Here is a 13616-nt window from a genome sequence, read left to right as displayed (position 1 = left end):
TCTCATGCATTGGACAAGCGAAGGTCCGCGCGTGTGACGAAAACGTCGGGAAATTTTTCAGGGAGGCCGAAGGCGCCTACCAGCCGCCTTCGGCGAGCGTTTCCCCGGAAAGCGACTTGAGGGCGAACGCGCCGCGCTCGTACACGGCGTAGCTCGCCGAGCCGTCCTTGGGGATGGACGTGCTGCCGGGGTTGACGAACAGCACGCCGTCGCGCGCGTCGAGCGTTTTCACGTGGGTGTGGCCCGAAAGGTACGCGTCGCCGGGGGAGAGCGGGGGCGGGTCGTCGGGCGTCATGCGCGCCACGTGGCCGTGGGTGAGGTAGAGCGCGTGCCCGTCGGCCTCCACCAGGGCGTAGTCGGCCATGCAGGGGAAGTCCAGCACCATCTGGTCCACCTCGGCGTCGCAGTTGCCGCGCACCGCCGTGACGCGCCCCGCCCAGCCGTTCAGGATGGGGGCCACCTCCTTGGGCGCGTAGCCGTGCGGCAGATCGTTGCGGGGCCCGTGGTACAACAGGTCGCCCAGCAGGATCACGCGGTCGGGGGCCTCGGCCTCGACGCGCGCCGCGAGCGCGCGCACGGCGGGCGCCGCGCCGTGGAGGTCGGATGCGACGAGCAGCTTCATCGGGCGCGGCCCTCCTCCTCCAAGTCGGCGCAGTAGCCGCGCGCGAAGACGCGCCGGCCGCTGCGCGGGAACAGGTGCGCGTACAGCGCCATGAAGTAGCTGTCGGTCATGGACGCCAGGTAGTCCACGACGATCTGGTTCGGCTCGCCGGCCAGGTAGTCGGCGGGCTTGACGGACAGCGACCGCGCGGCCAGGTTCGATACGTGGTGCCTGAACACGGGCGAGCGCTCGTCGCCGCGCTCGAGGTCGTCGAGCAGGCGGGCGTACAGCTCCTCGAACATCTCCTCCACCACGTTGCCCGCGCCGTTCGCGAAGCCCTCTCGGCTGTAGATGAGCTCGTAGTTCTGGCGCTTCGCCCGCTTGAGGTCTTGGAACACGGCCTCGCTCAGGGCGATGCGGTCGGTGCCGTAGCTGTTGTTCACGATGTCCACCGTGAGGTTGTTGATGATGCGCGCGTTGTCGCGGCCGATGACGTCGGAGTCGAACACGTCGAGCGACGGCACCACGCCCATGTCGATGGCGTCGTAGCGGTCCTTGCCCACGTAGGCGATCATGTCCGCCACGCGCACGACGCAGCCTTCGAGCGTGGAGGGGCGCAGGCGCTTGATGGCGCGCTCGTCGGCCGTGCACGCCTCCACCAGGCCGTCGAGCGCGGCGAAGTCGGCCGTGTCGCCCACGCGCAGCACCTGCTGGGCGAACTCCCCGTTATGGCAGAGCACGCCGTCGAGCGTCTGCAGGCTGATGTTGCGGCGGTACAGCCGGTCGAGCACGCGCACGGAGTGCACGTTGTGGTTGAAGTAACGCCCCGTGCGCTCGTGGTAGCACTGCGACAGGTAGCGCTCGCCCGCATGCCCGAACGGCGTGTGGCCCACGTCGTGCCCGAGCGCGATGGCCTCGATGAGCTCGCAGTTCAACCCCAGAAGCGAGCCGATGCCGCGCGCGACGCGGCTCACCAGCTGCACGTGCAGGCCGCGCCGGCAGATGTCGTCGTTCTCCACGAAGGAGAACACCTGCGTCTTGTCGGCGTAGCGGTTGTAGGCGGGCACGTTCAGGATCTTCTCGATGTCGCGCGCGAACGCGGGCCGGGCGAGCGTGGCCTCGTCGTGGGGCTTCGCCTCGCGCCGGGTGACGTTCGCGTCGTCGAAGGCGTGCGGGTGCATGCGCCCGGCGGCGCGATCGGCCCGGATGGCGGCCTCGATCTCGGGATCGAGCGTGAGATAGGGTATGCTCGTGCGTTCCATAATCGTCCTCTGCGAAGAAGGCGCCGCCGCGGCGGCGCGCGTCGTGGGTGTCGAGGACATTGTAGCGTGCCTTGCCGGCAAGGTGTCGCCCGAAACGGTCGCTTTCGGCGGGAAAACCGACCGTTTCAGGCGACACCCGCCGGCAAGGGGGCGGGCTCGCCGGGTGGGGCCCGCGCGCGTGCCGCCGATTCGATCAGTACCGGTACAGCGCGGCCATGCCGGTGTCGCCGGGGATCTTCTCGGCGGGAAGCTCGAACACCTCCGCGTCTTGGGCGAGCGCGGCGCGCGCGAAGGCGTCGGCCAGCTCGGGGCCTTGGAAACGGCCGTGGGGCTCGCGTTCGAACAGGCTCACCTCGCCGGTCGCCTCGTCGAAGCCGCCGGGGATGTAGGCGTCCTCGGCCGCGAACAGCGCGCGCACCTTGCGCTCCACGAGCGCGAGCCCGATGGCCGCGAGGTCGGTGGAGCCGCCGCCGTGCGGCTCGGCGTCGCCCAGCTTCTCCAGCAGCGCGTCCGCGCGCACCTCGCGCGCATGCTCGATGACGGCCTTCGCGGCGTCCAGCAGCTCGGGCGCGTCGATGCCGCCGATGTCCTTCTCGATGCCCTCGTCCAGCAGGTTCGGCACCGTGGAGATGCGGCGGAACGCGGTCTGGTGCTCGGGCAGGCTCACCAGGATCACCGGCAGTCCGGCGTCGGTCGCCAGATAATCCGTCACCGCCTTGTTCACGTGTTGGAAGAACTTCCCGGCCTCTTCCTTCCGCACGTCGTTGCGCGACTTCCATCCGTGGTAGGGAGGCAGGTGGTTCTCGAGCGACGAGTAGTCCAGCGCGCCCTCGTGGCCGTCGTACACGAGGGGGAACTCCTCGCTGAACTCGTCCAGCACGTCGGCGGGAAGCTCCACGCGCTCGAGCGAGCCGAAGTCGCCGCGCACGAGGGCGAAGCGGTCGGCCGACAGCCCCAGCAGGAAGTAGCGCGAGCCGAACTGGAAGTTCCTCAGCAAAGGACGCGCGTAGAACCGCTCGCCAACGAACGCGAGGGGCCCTACCTCGTAGCCCGGCTGGTAGATATAGGTGCGGTCGTTGCCCGCGAGCACGGCCAGGCTGCCGCCGGAAGCGGGGCTGGCCAGCTCCTCGAAGCGCGTGGCAACCTGGTCGAGGCGCGCGTCGAGGCCCGTGTGCTCGCGGTGCTCGAACTCCTGCGCCAGCTTGCCGCGCGCCTCTTCGACGAGGTTCTTGAACTCGATGCGATCCTCCTCTGCGCCGGCGTGGCCGTGCGTGGGCAGGTAGAGCGATACCAGGGGAGGCTCCGCGTGCTCGAAAAGGGCTGCGTCGAAGTCCGTAAGTACCGAGATGCCGTCTTCCATGTGAAAACCTCCGTGATCGCTTGCGTGCCCCGGCTTTGACAGGCCGGCGTGAAACACCGAAAGCATAGCAACGCCGCGCATCCGCGGCCGGGATTGCACGGCTCTGTAAGCGTCCGGTTGGCAAGCCGCTTCCTTGGCGGCTCGGCGCGGCCGCGCTTGCGCTATACTGTGCGAAACGACGAATCGGGAAGGCGGCGCATGAGGAACAGAGAAGGGGTGTACGCGGCGATCGCGGTGGCGAGCTTCGTCTTGATGGCGGGCAGCCTGGTGCTCGCGTACATGAACGCGGGCGAGGGCCAGCCGGAACTCGGCGAGTTCGTGCCCGCCATCCTGTTCGGCGCCCTGTTCCTGGTGAACCTCGTGCTGGCGAAGCAGAACAGGCGGAGGTAGCGGCGGCTCATGGCGGGCACCATCAGCGAGGAGGACATCCAGAAGGTCCGCGAGGCGAGCGACCTCGTGGCCATCATCGGCGAGCGCTCGCCCGTGAAGCAGCGCGGCCGCGACTTCTGGTGCTGCTGCCCGCTGCACCACGAGAAGACCCCCTCCTTCAAGATCGACCCGGTGCTGCAGCTGTGGCACTGCTTCGGCTGCGGCGAGGGCGGCGACGTGTTCGGCTTCCTCATGAAGACGGAGGACCTCTCGTTTCCCGAGGCCGTGCGCAAGCTGGCCGAGCGCGCGCACATCGACATCGCCGAGACGGGCGGGCGCCCCGGCGTGGCGAACAGCAAGAAGGCGCGCCTCAAGGCCGTGTGCGAGGCGACCGCCGCGTTCTACCACACCCAGCTCATGCGCAACCCCGAGCCCGACGCCGCCGCCGCGCGAAGCTACCTGGCGGGGCGCGGCCTGGGCGGCGACGTGCCGAAGCGCTGGCAGCTGGGCTTCGCTCCGGGGCACGGCAAGCTCGTGCGGCACCTGACGGCGCAGGGGTTCAACGCCGAGGAGATGGTCGAGGCGAACGTGGCCATGAAGGATCGCGGCGGCAAGCTGCGCGACCGCTTCTTCAACCGCGTGATCTTCCCCATCAACGACGCGCAGGGGGAGTGCATCGCGTTCGGCGGCCGCGTCATCGGCAAAGGGGAGCCGAAGTACCTGAACTCGCAGGAGACGCCCGTGTTCCACAAGTCGCAGGTGCTCTACGGGCTCGACCACGCGAAGGCGGCCATGGCGGCCACGGGCGTGGCCGTGGTGGTGGAGGGCTACACCGATGTCATCGCGCTGCACGAAGCCGGCATCGCCAACGCCGTGGCCACGCTCGGCACGGCCCTCACGCTGCGCCACATCCGGCTGCTGTCGCGCCATGCGCAGCACAAGATCGTGTACCTGTTCGACGGCGACGAGGCGGGCCAGCGCGCCGCCGACCGCGCGCTCGGGTTCATCGACGACTCCATGACGCCGGAGGCGGGGCGGGCGAAGGTGGAGCTGGCCGCCGTGACGCTGCCCGACAACCTCGATCCCGCCGAGTTCGTGGGCGCGCGCGGGGCCGACGCGCTGCGCGCGCTCATCGCCGACGCGCGTCCCCTGCTGAAGTACGGCATCGAGCGCCGCTTGGCCGCGCACGATCTGACCAGCGCCGAGGGGCGCTCGCGCGCGCTCGTCGACGCGCTCTCGGTGCTCGCGCCCATCAAGGACTCGCTTCTGGCCAAGGACTACGCCGTGCAGATAGCCAGCCGCTGCCGCGCCCGCGAACAGGACGTGCTCGACCAGCTCGCGCGCCTCGAGCCGCCGCGCCGCACGGGCGAGGCCGACGCCGGCGAGGAGCCGCGCCGCGCTGTGGCGACGCCTCCCGCCGCGGAAGGCGCCGGCGCTGCAGGGGATGCCGGCGGAGCCGCACGCCGCTCGGGGTTGTCGCAGCCCGAGCTCAACCGCCGCCGCTTCGAGCGCGAGTTTCTCAGCCTCGCGGCGCAGCATCCCGATCTCGCCCTCGTCCACGCCGACGCCCTCGCGCAGACGCAGTGGCACGAGCCGGCGCACGCCGCCCTCGCGCAGAGCATGCTGGTCACGCTCGCCGAGGACCCCGCCGCGCCCGCCGCGCGTGTCGTCAGCGACGCGGCGCGCACGCTCCCGCAGGCGCCGAACATCCTCACCTCGGGCTCGATGGCGGGCTCGGCGGACCCTCGGGAGGTGGCGCGCTTCCTGGTGGAGGAGCTGGGCATCGGCGACGCCGAGGACGCCGTGGCGGCCCTGCGCGCGCAGCTGTCCGACCCGTCGCTTCTGCCCGCCGACGAGTACGAGATGCTGTTCCAGAGCGTCACCGCCATGCAGAAGGACCTGACCCGACGCCGCCTGGCCCACAAGCCGTTCGTCTCCGAGTAACGTCTTCGCAAATTGCCCGCAAGGCCCCGCATCACCGCTTCGGCTGAGGCGCGCGGATGGTATACTCGAACGGAGAGAAAGGAGTCCGCCATGAGCCCCTTCGTCTGGCTGGGAGTCGCCGCCCTGATGGGCATCGTCGAAATAGCGTCGCTCGGCCTCATCACCATGTGGTTCTTCATCGGCGCCCTCTTCGCGTTCGCCGCGAACCTGCTCGGCGCCGACCTGTTCATGCAGATCGTCGTGTTCCTCATCGTGTCGGTGGCCTGCCTCGTGGGCCTGCGCCCCGTGTTCGTGAAGTATCGCGACCGCGGCAAGCGGGAAGAGCCCACGGTCGTCGGACGCACGGCCGTGGTGTGCGAGGAGCTGGACGACAAGGGCCTCACGGGCCGCGTCGAGACGGACGACCGCATGACCTGGGCCGCGCGTTCGGCCGACGGCTCCGTTATCCCCGTCGGCGCGGTCGTGCGCGTCGTCGGCCAAGAAAGCGTCAAACTCATCGTCGAGAGGAAGGCTTCCCAATGATCAGATTCGATCCGCTCACCGTCGCCATCATCGTGATCGTGGTGCTCGTGGTGCTGTTCTCGGTCACCTGCATCAAGATCGTCCCGCAGGCGCAGGCCGCCATCGTGGAGCGCCTGGGCTCGTACCTCACCACCTGGAACAACGGTCTGCACGTCAAGATCCCGTTCATCGACCGCGTGCGCTCGGGCATCACCTTGAAAGAGCAGGTGGCCGACTTCCCGCCTCAGCCCGTCATCACGAAGGACAACGTGACCATGTCCATCGACTCGGTCGTGTTCTTCAAGATCATGGACCCGAAGCTCTACGCCTACGGCGTGGAGAACCCGCTCATCGCCATCGAGAACCTGGCCGCCACCACGCTGCGCAACATCATCGGCGATCTGGAGCTCGACACCACGCTCGTGTCGCGCGACACCATCAACGCCAAGATGCGCTCCATCCTAGACGAGGCCACCGACGCGTGGGGCATCAAGGTGAACCGCGTGGAGGTGAAGAACATCACGCCGCCCGCCGCCATCCAGCAGGCCATGGAGAAGCAGATGAAGGCCGAGCGCGAGAAGCGCGAGGCCATCCTTCTGGCCGAGGGCGAGAAGCAGTCGGCCATCACGGTGGCCGAGGGCAACAAGCAGGCCCAGATCCTGGCCGCCGAGGCGGAGAAGCAGTCGGTCATCTTGGCGGCCGAGGCCGAGAAGGAGAAGCAGATCCGCGAGGCCGAGGGCGAGGCGTCCGCCATCCTGAACGTGCAGCAGGCCACGGCCGACGGCATCCGCATGGTGCGCGAGGCCGGCGCCGACAACGCCGTGCTCACGCTCCAGGCGTTCGAGGCCCTGAAGAAGGTGGCCGACGGCCAGGCCACGAAGATCATCATCCCCTCCGACATCCAGGGCGTGGCCGGCTTGGCCGCCAGCCTCAAGGAGATCGTGGTGGACGACAAGCAGTAATCCTTCCCGCTCGCCGCCGCGGGCGAGCGGGGTGCTCTGCCCACATAGCTCCGAAATGCACGTTTTCGGCCCCTATGTTACGTTTCCGGCTCCCGGTGGCCCGCTCGGAAGCCCGGAGCGCGGCGGCTGTCGATCCGGGCGGGCCGGTGCGATGCTGTGACCAGGCGGTATGGAAAGGGTGCGGAAATCGGAGTCCAGCGCCCTTTCGACGATGCAACATTGGGGCGAAAAGTGTGCGTTTCGGAGCGTTCTTTCTGTCGAGTCGGGTGGGCCAGCTCGTCCTTGGGGGCGGTTTTGGATGCGGAACAGGATGCAGGATGCGGAATCGCGTTCCGCGCGTAAATTCTCGCCTCCTTGCGCCCGAAACGGCGTAACCGCATGGTAACATGCACCTATCTTCAGACATCGACATGCCCTGCGCATGGCGCGCACGGGGCGGCTTTCCTGACGCGAGGACGGTGCGGGTATGGAACGATCGACGGCAGCATCGGGCGCGGCTTTGGCGCGCAGCATGAGAATCCTCGCAGGGGGGGGGGTGCTCCTCGCACTAGCCCTCGGCCTGCTGGCGGGGCTGCCCGCCCAAGCACATGCTGAAACCGTCACCCTCGGCGACCTCAATCTCAGAGCCACCGAAGGCGGTGCGCTGGTCGAAGGCGAAGACTATTCCTACGAAGACCGCACGATCAGGATACTCAGCAGCACGCCCGTGACCGTCTCCATGCGCGAGGGAGCAAACTCTACCTATTACGACCACATCGTCATTCCCGAATCGAACGCGGCGGCGAACGTTACGCTTGAGAGCGTCAACATCAACATGCGTTTCGGGCACGGTTGCGCCTTCCAGATAGAGCCCGGCGCCAGCGCGAACATCACGCTGATCGGAAACGGAGCCAGCGTGCTTCAGAGTGACGCCGGCTATGCCGGTTTGGAAGTCGCGCGCAGCGGCGGGAAGATCGCATCGGTCACCATCGGCGGCGGGGGAGGGCTCGCGGCCGAGTGCTACGCCGACAACGCTACCAGCGCGGGAATCGGCGGCAGCACCAATGGGTTCGGGCGGGACGCCGGCAACATCACCATAACCGGCGGAAACGTGGGCGCGGGCGGAGGCGAGCACGGCACGAGCGGCGCGGGCATCGGCGGCGCCGAGGGAGGCTCCGGCGGCAACATCAGCATAACGGGCGGGCGCATCGCGGCGTATCCGGGCGGTTCCGGCTCGCCGATGCCTATCGGTGGCGGCGCCGGCGGCTCCCTCGGCACAGTGAGCATCACGGGCGGGCTGTTCCACGACGCTGACGGCAGTGTCGTGGAAAACAAGGTCTATGGCATCGAGCCCGCTGCGGGATGTCTCGTGTACGGCAGCGGCGATGCAGGCTACCCTTATGCGGTGTCCGGCCCCGCAGGCGAATTCGAGGTAGTGGGCGGAGAGCTGGGGGCCGGCTACTCCTACGACTACGCGTCTGGCGTGCTCTCGGTCGAAACAGAAAGCCAGTTGGAGATATCCATGCGCAACGGCGTGAGTGCGACGCGCCGCGATCGCATCGTCGTTCCCGAGGGTAAGAACGCCGACATCGTGCTCGCGGGCGTCGACATCAACCTGGGCGGCAACGACGATTGCGCCTTCCAGATCACGCCCGGCGCCAGCGCGAGGATCACGTTGGCCGAAGGAAGCGAGAACTTCCTTATCAGCGGCAGGCACCGTGCCGGGTTGGAAGTCTCGCGCACCGGCACCGCGCCCGACGAGGCGATCGCCTCGGTTTCGATCGAAGGCAAAGGCTCCTTGACGGCGAAATGCGTTAACGGCGGCGGGCACGAGGCGCTTGGCGCGGGTATCGGCGGCGGCAGCGGCGGGTCTGTCGGCAAGATATACATAACGGGCGGCACGGTGAACGCCTCCAGCCATAGTATCCGGTCGGTCTACGGCGCGGGCATCGGCGGCGGGGATAGAGCTTCTGGCGGCAGCGTCACGATATCCGATGGCACGGTGAGCGCCACCAACATAGGAGGCAACGGCAGCGAGGTGGCGATATCCGGCGGCCGCATCACGGCTGAGATGGGGTACGACACGGTGAACATCACCGGCGGCCTGTTCGGGCGCGGTTCCACCAGCGACAACGTGGTGTGCAACAAGACGCCCGCCGCGGGATACCACGTGTTCGACAACCCCGATCCTGCCACGAAGGACGCCTACCCGGTTGAGGTCGATCTGGCCACGGGCGACTTCAAGGTCGAGGGCGGGACGTGGGGGACGGACTACTCCTTCGACCGGGCGACCGGCGAACTGAGTATTCTGACGGGTCAGCCGCTGACCCTGTCCATGCGCGACGGGGTCCTGCAGACGACGAGCGACCACATCCTCGTGCCCGAAACGAATGCGGGTGCGAACATCACGCTTTCGGGCGTCAAAGTGGATGTGAGCAGCTTCGACATGTATTGCGCTTTCGCAATCGAGCCCGGCGCCAGCGCGAGCATCACGCTGATCGGCGAAAACTCCCTTGTCAGCGGAGGGCGTCATGCAGGGTTGGAAGTCGCGCGCGCAAACGACGTCGAATTCGCATCGGCGACCATCGGCGGAGAAGGGTCGCTCACGGCGAAGTGCGTGAGCCATACGGACAACGCCCACGGCGCAGGAATCGGCGGCAGCGGGTATGTAGCCGCCGGGAAGATCGCGATCACGGGCGGCACGGTGATTGCGTCATGCGAGAGTTTTGAGAAAGCGTACGGCGCGGGTATCGGCGGCGGCCTCGGTAGTTCCGGCGGCGAGATCGCGATATCGGGTGGGCGCGTTATGGCCCAATCCGGTATCGGCGAGGATATCGGCAACGGTTACAACTACGGCGGCAACCCCGCCGACGTGTCGATCACCGGCGGCCTGTTCGCAAGGGGACACTCCGAGAGCAACGAGGTCTACGGCGTCACGCCCGCCGACGGGCGCTGCGTGTACGACAGCGGCGATACCGCCTACCCGTACACGGTGGGCTGGGCGATGGACTTCCAGGTCGAGGGCGGGACGCAGGGGGAGGATTACTCCTTCGACTACACGACCGGCGTGCTCTCGATCAACAAGGGAACCCCTCTGGTCATTTCCATGCGCGAAGGGGTGGACGTCACCGCCAGCAACCGCATCGTGGTGCCCGACGGCGCGGCGGCGAACCTTGCGCTTGCGGGTGTCAACGTTGACGCGAGCGGCAGCGACGACGGCTGCGCCTTCCAGATCGTGCCCGGTGCCAGTGCGAACATCACGCTGACGGGCGATAACTTCCTCGTCAGCGGACGGGAGCGTGCCGGGTTGGAGGTTTCGCGCAATTGGTATGACAAATATGCATCTGTGTTCATTTCTGGCACGGGGTCGCTCACGGCGAAGTGCGTAGGGTCGTGGGATGCGCGCGGCGCGGGCATCGGCGGTACCTTTCGTGAGTCTGCTGGCAACATCACGATTTCGGGTGGTACCGTGAACGCCTCGTGCGAAGGCGATTTTGCACAAGGTGCCGGTATTGGCGGTGGTGAACGAGGTTCTAGCGGTATCATCGAAATTTCCGGCGGCACGGTGAACGCCTCCTGCAAGGGCACGATAGACGCATACGGATCAGGTATCGGCGGCAGGTCCGACTTCGGCCCGTCATTTGACGGCGCCATCCTCATATCTGGTGGCACGGTGAACGCCTCCTGCGAGGGCGGTGAGTACGCGCTAGGGGTGGGTATCGGCGGCAGGTCAGAGCCCGGCCCGTCGTCAAACAGCACCATCACAATAACTGGCGGTACGGCGAACGCTGCCTGTATGGGTGACACTGTCTGGGGTTCGGGCATCGGCGGCGATGGCGACTTCGGCGGCACCGTCGCGATATCCGGCGGCCGCATCACGGTGCAGACGGGCTTCGACGTGAAGATCGGCGGCAGCACGGTAGAGATCACGGGCGGGTTGTTCGGTGAGGGTTCCATTGCGGACGATACCGTCTACGGCATCTCTGTCGGAACCTCGGCGCTCGCTTGTGCCGTCGCAGCCAACCCGGACAACGCCACGTCGGGCGATTACCCTGTTGGCGTGGGCAAGAAGGTGGAATACGCGCCCGCGCTGGCACCGAACGGTGGTTTCACGTACACAGGCTCCGCGCTCGAAGCATCCGATTTCTCGCTGAGTGATACGGGGGCTCTGCTCTCGGAAGACGTGCTTGCCGCGCTCAAGGGTGCTGCGACGTTCGCATACGGTGTACAGGGCTCCGAGCCCTCGACCGACGGCTTCCCGACCGATGCGGGTGCCTACGTTGTGCGCGCAACGCTGCCGGCGAAGATGCTGCACGAGGACAAGGGAGTCTACTCCTGCTACCTGCCGACGGGCACGGCCGATGTCGACGTGACTATCATGCAGGCTGCGACCTCGCTGGGCCTCACGGTGGACAAGGCCGCCCCCGTCTATGGCGACGCGGTCACGTTCTCGGTCACCCCGAGCGTCAGCCAAGCTGCGAACGGGTTGCGGACGGCTTCGCCGATGGTGGAGTTCTTCGTCGTCGACTCGGACGGCAACGAGGTAAGCCTCGGTTCCGCTCCCGTCTTCGAGGGCGTCGAGGCGACGGTTTCCTACAGCACCGCGGGCAAGGCGCTCGCCGTCGGGGAGAACGTCGTCAACGCGCGCGTGACGGGCCTGCCGAACCTGCAGGACGCGACCGAGCAGGTGACCGTGACGCTTGCGGCCAAGCCCGTGACGCTTGAGTGGAGCGGGATCGACGACCGCTTCTATCATGACGGCAGGCAGGCTGCAGCGACGGCGGTGGGCGTCCTGCCCGGCGGCGACGTGTCGGTTTCCGTGGAGGGCGGCGGCTCGGAAAGCGTCGGCGAGAACACGGCAACGGGATCGCTTGCGGGCGAGGATGCGCGCTTCTACGACCTGCTCGCCGACCAGGCGAGCGCGAGCTACGAGGTCTCGAAGGCCCCTGCCTTCGAGAAGAGCGCTGCAGCGACCCTGCTGCGCCTCCAGCCGAGCGCGACCGCCGAGGTGGACGTGGCCGGGCTGCTGCCCGAGGGCGCGGACGGGGCCTCCTTCGCGGTTTCGTCCTTCACGAGAAACGGTCTGACCTCCGCAGAGGTTGACGCCGCCACGGGCGTTCTCGCGCTTGTCGCGGACAACACCACGAGCACGGCGGGCGATACCGTGGTCGTCAGCATAACCGGCTTGGCCAACTACGAGGACTCCACGGCGACCGTTGCCGTGTCCTACACCGACAAGCCGGTAGCGAAGGTGTCCGGCGTTGAGGCGCTCTCGGGCCTCGTGTACGCCGGAACCCCGCAGAAGGGCTACGCGGGCACGCCGACGGCGACCTACAAGGGAGGCACCTACGAAGGGCCGTTCGCCGTGTCGTACACGGGCACGGGACAGACCTCCTACGGCCCGTCGCCCAACGCGCCCACGGGTGCCGGGGACTATGCCGCCATAATCTCGGTTCCCGCCGACGAGTCGACCTGCGCGGGCTCGATCTCCCTCAACTTCTCCATCGGCAAGGCCCCGCTCGCGGTGACGGCCAACGACGTGGAGGCGACCTACGGCGAGGCCGCGCAAGCTGCGGGTGCCGCCTTCGAGGGCTTCGTCGCCGACGAGGGCGCGGGCGACCTGTCCGGGAGGCTCGCCTACGGGTTCGGTGATTACAAGCCCGGCTCCAACGTGGGAACGTACCCCGTAGAGCCCTCGGGCCTGGCCTCCGAGAACTATGCGATCTCCTTCAAGGCGGGCACGTTGGCCGTGCGGCCCAAGGCGCTCGCGGCGATGGTCGCCTCCAGCGACCCCTCGGCCTCGCGCGCCTACGACGGCACGGCGGCGTTCGCCGGCGTAGCGCTCGCGCTCGACGGCGCGCTTGCGGGCGACGACGTGTCCGTCGTGGCCGACGGCGAGGCGGCCGACGCCCTCGCGGGGACGGGAAAGGAGTTCGCGACGACGATGGTCCGCCTATCCGGCGCTTCCTCGCCCAACTACGCGCTCGACCCCGGCGACGTGTCGGGCACGGTGTCCATCGCCAAGGCCGCGCTCGTCGTTCGCGTGAAGGATGCGGCCATGGTCGCGGGCAGCGCGCTGCCTGCCTTCGGCTACGAGGTGCAGGGGCTGGCAGCGGGCGACAAGGTGCTCGCGCCGCCGACGTTCAGCGTGGAGGGCGACACGTCCGCGCCCGGCGCTTGCGCCATCGTGCCCTCGGGCATCTCGGTAACCAACGCCGACTGCTACGATACGTCTTACGAGAAGGGGTCGCTCACGGTGACCGCCGCAGGTGGCGGCGGCAACGGCGGCGGGGGAGACGGGTCGGGCGACCCGAAGAAGCTCGCTCCCACCGACGACCCGCTGACTGCGGCTCCGCTTGAGCTCGGCCTCGCTGCGGTGTTCTCGGGTCTCGCCGTCCTGTTGGTGCGAAGGAAGGTTTGCAATTCGTGACGCGCATCCGTGCCGATTCGCAACGCATACAGCATGCGGTCGGCGCGACGCGCGACGCTTGCACCTAGAAGCCCCTGCCGTGCCTGCAGGGGCGCTCTCTCTTTGGGCGCGGGCGGATCCGAAGGCTTCCATCCGCGCCTAGAGGGGATGCGGGATGCTTCGGCCATGCGCCGTGGTATCCTTAACTCCATAGACGCTGAAAACCCTG

8 protein-coding genes are annotated in these 13616 nt (G+C 67.9%); 5 read left to right on the top strand and 3 right to left on the bottom strand.

Annotated features, from left to right (window positions below):
* Nucleotides 1–76: 76 nt before the first annotated feature.
* The 3 genes from yfcE to HCH03_RS09950 all read right to left on the bottom strand — a co-directional run bounded on the left by yfcE (nt 77) and on the right by HCH03_RS09950 (nt 3223).
* Nucleotides 77–622 carry a phosphodiesterase gene (gene yfcE / locus HCH03_RS09960; protein WP_221689378.1) on the bottom strand — a complete coding sequence of 182 codons (546 nt, stop codon included), beginning with the start codon at nt 620–622 and terminating at the stop codon, nt 77–79.
* Nucleotides 619–1863, bottom strand: a complete 1245-nt coding sequence (locus HCH03_RS09955) for a deoxyguanosinetriphosphate triphosphohydrolase family protein (protein ID WP_221689377.1) — start codon at nt 1861–1863, stop codon at nt 619–621. Before HCH03_RS09955 ends, yfcE begins: the two co-directional genes overlap by 4 nt.
* Nucleotides 1864–2056: 193 nt before the next feature.
* Nucleotides 2057–3223: a baeRF8 domain-containing protein gene (locus HCH03_RS09950; protein WP_221689376.1), complete on the bottom strand. Its 1167-nt coding sequence runs from the start codon at nt 3221–3223 to the stop codon at nt 2057–2059.
* Nucleotides 3224–3421: 198 nt separating this feature from the next.
* On the opposite strand from HCH03_RS09950, the gene HCH03_RS09945 reads away from it, so the two are divergent.
* The 5 genes from HCH03_RS09945 (at nt 3422) to HCH03_RS09925 (ending at nt 13408) form a co-directional block, all read left to right on the top strand.
* A complete protein-coding gene (locus tag HCH03_RS09945) occupies nt 3422–3613 on the top strand; it encodes a hypothetical protein (protein WP_080143219.1) in 192 nt (63 codons plus the stop codon).
* Nucleotides 3614–3622: 9 nt separating this feature from the next.
* Nucleotides 3623–5536 carry a DNA primase gene (dnaG, locus tag HCH03_RS09940; protein WP_221689375.1) on the top strand — a complete coding sequence of 638 codons (1914 nt, stop codon included), beginning with the start codon at nt 3623–3625 and terminating at the stop codon, nt 5534–5536.
* A 90-nt stretch (nt 5537–5626) separates the two neighbouring features.
* Entirely contained in the window at nt 5627–6058 is a 432-nt protein-coding gene (locus HCH03_RS09935) for an NfeD family protein (RefSeq protein WP_080143217.1), read from the top strand.
* Entirely contained in the window at nt 6055–6999 is a 945-nt protein-coding gene (locus HCH03_RS09930; protein ID WP_221689374.1) for an SPFH domain-containing protein, read from the top strand. The genes HCH03_RS09935 and HCH03_RS09930 overlap by 4 nt, the downstream gene beginning before the upstream one ends.
* 535 nt (nt 7000–7534) lie before the next feature.
* A complete protein-coding gene (locus tag HCH03_RS09925; RefSeq protein WP_221689373.1) occupies nt 7535–13408 on the top strand; it encodes an MBG domain-containing protein in 5874 nt (1957 codons plus the stop codon).
* Nucleotides 13409–13616: the final 208 nt, after the last annotated feature.

It is taken from the genome of Gordonibacter massiliensis (ex Traore et al. 2017), from assembly GCF_019731765.1.
GTDB lineage: Bacteria > Actinomycetota > Coriobacteriia > Coriobacteriales > Eggerthellaceae > Gordonibacter > Gordonibacter massiliensis.
Note: the sequence above shows the minus strand (reverse complement) of the source record. Positions and strands in the feature narration are given on the sequence as shown.